Source organism: Actinomadura rubrisoli (assembly GCF_004349215.1).
In the GTDB taxonomy this organism is placed as follows: Bacteria; Actinomycetota; Actinomycetes; order Streptosporangiales; family Streptosporangiaceae; genus Spirillospora; species Spirillospora rubrisoli.
In genome coordinates this window covers 1-7,584 of the sequence record NZ_SMKU01000409.1, presented here as the reverse complement: position 1 = coordinate 7,584, position 7,584 = coordinate 1, and the positions used below count along the sequence as shown (strand labels likewise).

Below are 7,584 nucleotides of genomic sequence, written 5' to 3'. Positions count from 1 at the left end.
GGAAGGGGCACTGGATCTGCTTGTCGCGGCGGACGGTGGCGAGGTGCGGGGCCAGTTTGGCGGTCTCCAGGGGGAGGTCGGGGGCCTTGACCTGCGTCCAGCCGCCGGGGATGAAGGCGGTGCGGCCCGCGCGGGCGCGCTTGTCCTGCTGGACGAGGCCGTGGCCGACCAGTTCGTCCTGGGCGGCCTTGTGGGCGGCTGCGCTCCAGCCGTTCCACTTGCGGACGTTGCGGTCGGTGGGGCGGGCGAGGGTGAGCAGTTGCAGGTAGAGGGCCGCGGCTTCGGCGCTGGTTCCGGTGCGCGCGGCGGCCTCGGCGACCAGGTCGGGGACGCTGAGCAGGGGGTTCGCCTCGTAGCCGCCCGCGGGGACCGGGGTGTCGGCGGCGCGGGCGATCATGCGGGCGATGGCGCCGTCGTAGCGCAGCTTGACGCCCTGGACGTCCAGCAGCAGGTCCGGCATGTCGTGGTCGGCGCAGAGGCGTTCGAGGCGCGGTAGCGCGTCGGGGTCGGCGAACCCGGAGGGACGCAGGAGGGGCCGCTTGAGGCTGCCGCCGGCGCCGGAGACGATGATGAGGCCGTTGTCGTAGGCGTCGTCCTCGGCGAGCTCGTCGGTCACCGCCTTGTCGGTCGCCCGGCGGACGGGCACGGTGCGCGGCCCGAACCGCGCCGCCCGTCCTCCGCTGAACGACTGGACGCGGAGGGGGAGGAGCAGGTCGGGGGCGTCCAGGCGGGCCCGCAGGCGGTCGTGCAGCTCCGCCGCGCCCGCGCAGGCCGGGTCGCCGACGGGACGCTGGGTCAGCGCCCAGACCAGGACGGCCGCGATGCCGGTGTAGGGGTCGCTGTAGATGCGTCTGCCGATGGAGCCGTTGGACGCGACCGGGTAGATCTCAAGATCGCCCGGCTTGCGCTCCGCGATGACGCAGCGCACGTCCTCGGTCGCGACGGATGACGTGGACGGGTCGGCGAGCGCGGGCAGCCATCCGTCGCCGTAGCCGAGGTCGCTTTCCAGTTCTGCGGCGGCGTCCTCGTCCACGGGCGTCCGGCCGCCGAGCAGTTCCACCCACACCGCGGCCATCCGCTCGGCGGCGGCGACGAGGCCGCCGTCCGCCCAGAGGTCGGCCGGGTCGTCGGGCATGGCGGCGGCGAGGACGCGGAGCCGTCCGTCGAAGTCGAGCCGGCGGGCCAGGTGCTCCGCCTCCTCGGCGACGGCCTTGCTCGCCGAGTACGGCTTGCCGCGCAGCATCTTGCCGTGCGCCTCGAACCTGTCCATCCGGTCGCCGCCGACCTCGGCCCGGCGGGGCAGCCCGTCCAGGACGAGGGCGGCGATGGCCCTGCGGACACCGGTGCGCGCGGAGAACGCGGCCACCGCGTCCTTGTCCAGCGGGAGCGGCCCGTGCTCTTTTAGGAGTTCCAGCAGGCGGACGAGCCGCGCGGCGTCGTCGCGGGCGACAGTGGCGGTCTGTACCTTCTTCGCGCCGTCCGGCTCGGGGGCGCCGCCGGTCTGGAGGAAGCGGTAGGAGCGCGCGGGGTCGGCGGGACGGACGATGCCGGTGATCACCGTGCCGCCCGTCTCGCTGAGCGGGGCCAGCGCGGCGCCGGTGGCGTACCCGCGGCGCCACGTCCCGGGACGGGCGAACGGCTGGTCGGCCCAGGTCCGCAGCAGGGCGGCGAGGGACGCGCGGTCGCGGTCGCCGGTCGAGGGCGCGACGAGCCGCCAGGCGACCGCGTCGACGGCGCCGACCAGGCCGACCCAGTCGAACGGCGGCGCGGGCGGGCTGAGCAGGCGCGTCTGGTCGTCGATCCCGCCCGCGAGGAACCGCCCGTCGGCGGCTATCGCCGACACCGTGGCCGGACGCGGCGACGGCTCCTGCGGGACGTGCCTGGGCAGCGGCGGCACCAGGCCGCGCAGCGCGGGGAGCAGGTCGGCGTCCGGGGTCTGCGCCGCGGGCCGCACCGACGCGCCGGACCGGACGGCCTCCACGCGCCGCGAGGCCGCCTGGCGCTTGCGCAGCACGTCCGCGGCCCGCCGCACCATCGCCACGACGCCGTCCACGATCGCCGGCTCGGTGACGCCGGGCATCACCTCGGCCAGCGCCGCCGGGACGTCGCCGGCCGCCAGGAGCGCTCGGGCGGCGTCCTCGGTAGTGGCGCGGAGTGCCCGCGAGGAGTCGAGGTCGCGGGGGACGAGGAAGTGCCAGAAGGCGGGCGGCGGGAGCATCGGACGGTTTCGGGGGTCGGCGCCCATCGGGCTCTTGGGGTCCGGGAACGCGCGTCCCTCCCACAGGAGGGTGTTGTCGGACGCGTCGTAGCAGGGCATGGGCACGAACGCGTTGGACCCGTCCCACGCCATGATCAGGTCGCTGCCGCCGGCGGGCATGCGCACGACGCCCCACGGGTCGCCGATCTTGCGGTCGTACCGGAGCCGGGCGCGGCGGCCGTCGGCGCCCTCGATCGTCCAACCGGACGGCGGACGGGAGCGTTCCGTCTCCTGCCGCGTGACCCGGAATCCGGCCAGCCCGCCGGACTGGCCGAGCGGCGAGCCGGTGACCTCCTCGGGGAGCCGGACGAGGCTGAGCAGGTCCAGTTCGAGCTCCTCGCCTTCGGGCGGCGGGGACGGGGCGGCGTCGGGCAGCGACCCGGCGGGGCCGCGCTCACCGGAGGCGATGTCGAGGACGGACCAGTCCTCGGCCGAGTCGACGAAGCGGGACGCGCTCCAGATCCGGACGCCGTCGCTGAGCTGCCGCTCGTGGCCGCCGATGCCCTCCCGTCCGCCGGGGAGCAGGACCCGCTCGCCGTCATAGCGGCCGCCGGACAGCTCGAAGTGGTAGCCGAACCCGCCGCTCCGCGGCCCCTGGCAGGCCAGCATGCCGAGCGTGTTCTCGGGCTCGAAGACGTCGGCGGGGGCACTGGCCCAGAACGCCCGCCGGACGGAGCCGGTGCCCTCCTTGAGGGAGTAGCCGACCAGGTGGTCGCCGCCGACGTGGTGGACGGTGTGCAGGGTCGTGTCGGCGGGGAGGGTGAACGCGCACTCGCCGCGCCGTCCGGCATGGTCGACGGCGATGGCGCGGCTCCGCCCGTAGACGGTGAGGACGGGCCAGCTGGAGGTGGCGCCCGCGAGGTCGTCGCCGAGGTCGGCCAGCGCGGAATCGAGGGCGGGCCAGCCGAGCTCGGCGGGGATGCCCGCGCGGAGCGTGCGCGCGAGCGGGGCGGCCAGGTCGAGCCCGTCAAGGGCCTCGCCGAGGCCGTCGAGCGCGGCGATGGTGGGCGGGTCGAGCAGGCCGTCGAGGGCGGCCACCGCCTCGGCCGCCGTCCCGAGCCCGGCGCCCGCGACCTGGTCGATCAGGGCGGAGAGCCGTTCGTGGACGGCCTTCTCGACGCCGGGGCTCTCCGGGAGCCGCGAGATGGCCGTGCCGTGGCGCAGCGCCGCGTGGACGGTGCCCTCCAGCCGCCCGCCGAGCACCGGGTCGGCGGCGAGGGCCTTCATGTCGCGGTGGGACCGGTCGCCCCAGAAGGTCAGAGACGCCCGTTCCGCGGGGTCCTCCACCGGGACGCCCTCGGCGAGGCAGGCGTCGACCAGGTCGGCGTCGAAGTGGGTGGCGCCGCGGAAGCGGGACTCGTGGAGCCGCACCGGGACGGCCTCGGCGCGCAGCCGCGGCGCCAGCCTCGGCAGGACCGCGTACAGCTCGTCCGGCATCTGCTGCTGCATGATGCCGCCGTACGCGACCCGGGAGAAGGAGTAGTGGAAGGCGTACCTCCCGAGCCATCCCGCGAGCCCGCCGGACGGGCCGACCTGGCCGGACGCCATCGCCTCGATCACCCCGGCCGCGTCCAGCATCCGCAGCCAGGCGGCGCCGTCGGTGTCGCCGGTCGGGAAGATCTCGGCAAGGTCGGCCCGGAATGCGGGGGGTGGCGGGGCCTTGGCGAAGACCTTGGCCGCGCCGTCCAGCAGCCCATCGGGGACGGCAGTGCCGCGCGCGCGGGCGAGCGCCTGGCCGAGCACCTCGGCGTCCTCCTCCAGGCCCAGGCCGGCGGCCTTCGCGGACGCGCGGAGCCGCTGATGCAGGTCGGCGGACGGCGCCGCGCCGCCGCTCCCCCAGGCCGCGACGAACCGGACGAACTCCCGGTGCGCCCGGTCGGGCGGGTAGGTCGCGGCCAGCCACGCCTGGTGGGCGCGGACCTGCTTGGCCCCCAGCGCGCCCGCCCGTGCGAACAGCAGCGTGTTGTCCAGGCGGTAACCCTCGTCCACGGGGAGGCCGTGCCTGCCCTCGGCGTCGCGCGCGTCGGCGTACGCGGTCGCGGCGTGCCGGGGCGCGAGCCCGCTGAGGCGGTGCCCGACCGTGTCCCAGAACCACGGCAGGTGCCCGTCCGGAAGGCGCCTGGCCTCCCGCTTCATGTCGTCCAGGAACCGGCCCGGCTTCCGGTGGGCGCGACCGAGGCCGTCCGCCAGCGCCGCGAGCGCCTTCTCGGCGTCGGGCTCGGCGGCGGGATCGTGCTCGCGCACCCAGTCCAGGTAGAGCGTGGACGCCTGCGGGTCGGTGGGGAGAACCGGGATCATCGGGGGCATGGCGGAGAGTATGGCAGCGGCCGCCGACAACCAGGGTTGTTGTTACGGATCGTCCCTCTCAGGCGAGTCCGGTTTTCAAACGAGCGTGACGGTCACCGGCATCTCCTTGACGCCGTTGACGAAGTTCGACCGGACGCGGCGGACGTCGCCCGCGAGGCTGATGCCCGACAGCCGCGGCAGCAGCTCTTCGAACATGATCCGCATCTCCAGGCGGGCCAGCGCGGCGCCGAGGCAGAAGTGCGGGCTGCCCTTGCCGAACGTGATGTGGTCGTTCGGGGTCCGCCCGACGTCGAAGCGGTACGGGTCGGCGAACACGTCCTCGTCGCGGTTGCCGGACGCGAACCACAGCACGACCTTGTCGCCCTCGCGGACCGCCGTCCCGTTCACCTCGGCGTCGCATGTCGCCGTCCGGCGGAAGTGGTAGACGGGCGACGCCCAGCGCAGGAACTCCTCCACGGCCGTCGGCATCAGGTCCAGGTCGGCGCGCAGCCGGTCGGCCTGCTCCGGGTGGTCGATCAGCGCCCGCATGCTGTGGGTGATCGCGTGCCGGGTCGTCTCGTTGCCCGCGACGACCAGCAGCAGGAAGTAGTTGTCGAAGTCGCGCTCGGACAGCGGCTCCCCGTCCACCGGCGTCTGGTTGACGAGCCGGCTGACCAGGTCGGTGCCCTCGCCGCCGCGCCGCTTCGCCGCCAGCTCCCGCCCGTACTCGAAGACCTCCAGCGACGCCGGGCTGCGGAAGGGCAGGTCGCGGTACTGCTCGCTCTCCTCGCTGTGCAGCAGGACGTCGGCGTAGTCGGGGTCGGTGTTGGCGATGATCCGGTTGCCCCAGTCGATGAGCCGCTCGGTGTCGTCGTCCGGGACGTCCAGCATCCGGGCCAGCACGTTGATCGGGAAGTCGGCGGCGATCTCCTTGACGAAGTCGAAGGTGCCCTTCGCGAGCGCGGCGTCGAGCGTCCGGGCGGTCAGGCCGCGCAGGAACGTCGCGTACCCGGCGACGGCGCGGGGCGTGAACTCGCGTGACAGGACGCGCCGCAGCGCCAGGTGCCGGGGCCCGTCCGTCTCCAGCATCGACCGCCTGATCGCCGCCTGCCGCTCGTCGACCTCCTCCAGGTTCACGAACTTCTCGGACGTGAACGTGGCCTGGTCGCGGTCGACCGCCAGGATGTCGGCGTGCCTGGTCACCGACCAGAAGCCGCGGCCGCCGTCGGCCTCGGGGTTCCAGTGGACGGGCTCGGTGCGGCGCAGCACGTCGAACATCCGCCAGGGCGTCTCCCCGTCCAGGAAGTTGTCGGCGTCGGAGAGGTCCACGGCGGCGGCTGAGAGGTCCGCGGCGGCGGTGTCGTCGGGCAACAGGGGGCTCCTCACAAGTGGTAGGCGTACTCGCGGAACTCCCAGTCGGTGACGTGCCGCTGGAAGCGGGCCACCTCGTCCCGCTTGTAGGTCAGGAAGGAGGAGACGAACTTCTCGCCGAGCACCCCGATCAGGGCGTCGTCGGCGGCGAGCGCGTCGAGCGCGGTGGGCAGGTCCCCGGGCAGGACGGCCGCCTTGGCCGAGTCGTAGCCGTAGCCCTCCAGCGGCGGCGGGACCGTCAGCTTGTCGCGGACGCCCAGGTACACGGCGGCGAGGAGCGCGGCGATGCCGAGGTAGGGGTTGGCGGAGGCGTCCCCGAGCCGGACCTCCAGCCGCGCGGCGCCGCCGCGCTCGGGCGGGATCCGGACCATGGCGCTGCGGTTGTCCAGGCCCCAGTCGATCAGCCAGGGGGCCAGGGTGTCGGGGCCGAACCGCTTGTAGGAGTTGATCGTCGGGTTGAACAGCGCGGCGAGCGCGGGCGCGTGCTCCAGCACCCCGGCGATCGCCTGGTGCGCGGTCTCCGACAGCCCGTCTGGCCCGGGGCCGTCGAAGACGTTGCGGCCCTCCTGGTCCAGGCAGGACAGGTGGACGTGGAAGCCGGACCCGCCCTCGTCGTTGAACGGCTTGGCCATGAACGTGGCGAGGCGTCCCTCCGTCCGGGCGATCTCCTGGACGGCCGCCTTGAACCGGAACGCCCGGTCCGCAGCGTCGAGCGCCCCCGAATGGTCGAGGTTGATCTCGAACTGCCCGCCGCCGAACTCGTGGTTGCCCATCGTCACGCCGAGGCCGAGGTCGCGCAGGTACCGGAGGGTGCGCAGCAGGTGGCCGTCGGGGTCGCCCTTGCGTCCGGCCGTGTAGACGTTGCCGGGCGCGTCCCCGTAGCGGCGCCACCCCGTGGGCGAGGACGGGTCGGGATCGCAGACGTAGTACTCCAACTCGGGCCCGGCGATCGGCTCCAGCCCCAGCTCGGTGAGCCGGGAGAGGGCGCGGCGCAGCACCTCGCGGGGACCCTCGGCGCACAGCTCCTCGCTGCCGGGCTCGCACGCCTCGCCCAGGCAGGACGCGACGCCCGGCTCCCACGGCAGCTTCGCCAGCGTCGACAGCACGGGACGGACGGTGATGTCGGGCATCCCGGCGTCCATCCCGCCCGCGACCTCGACGGTGTCGCCCATCGGGGACGTGTGGTAAATCGCCCGGCAGAAGGACAGCCCGTGGTCCACCACCGAGGGCAGCCGTTCCACGAGCACGTCCCGCGCCCGGTCGGTGCCGAGCAGGTCGGTGTACATGACCCGGACGACATCGACGCCGTCCGCGGTCAGCCGCTCCACCACGTCATGGACTGCGGGCTCCTGGCTCACGCGGACACTCCCTCACCAAAGTTCATTTGGGCTCAAACCATATGGCGGTCAGCGAACCCTGACAAGACTCTCCCCGCAGATCTGCGCAGATCACCAATGCCGGAGTGACAAACCCACGCGCCGCCGCCTATCGTACGGACCCAAACGAGTCATAGGAGGAGCGCAGTGGCATCCGTGCGAGGTTTCCTGCACCCCAAGACCGCGACGGGCCGCTCGTCGCTGATCCCCAGCCCCCCGTGGCACTACTCGGGCGACCTGCTCACCGTCGAGTACCGCACCGACCCCGCCCGCGTGGCCGAACTGCTCCCCGAC

General features: G+C 74.1%; 3 protein-coding genes. All 3 read right to left on the bottom strand.

Annotated features, from left to right (window positions below):
- On the bottom strand, positions 1 to 4,564 hold a 4,564-nt coding region (locus E1298_RS41290), incomplete at its 3' end, for a hypothetical protein (RefSeq protein WP_131902830.1).
- A gap of 75 nt (positions 4,565 to 4,639) precedes the next feature.
- Positions 4,640 to 5,914 (bottom strand): cytochrome P450, encoded by a 1,275-nt coding sequence (locus E1298_RS41285; protein WP_243726154.1) that lies wholly within the window; start codon positions 5,912 to 5,914, stop codon positions 4,640 to 4,642.
- A gap of 11 nt (positions 5,915 to 5,925) precedes the next feature.
- On the bottom strand, positions 5,926 to 7,272 hold the full coding sequence (locus tag E1298_RS41280; protein ID WP_207945151.1) for a glutamine synthetase family protein: 1,347 nt from the start codon (positions 7,270 to 7,272) through the stop codon (positions 5,926 to 5,928).
- Between the last annotated feature and the right edge of the window lie 312 nt (positions 7,273 to 7,584).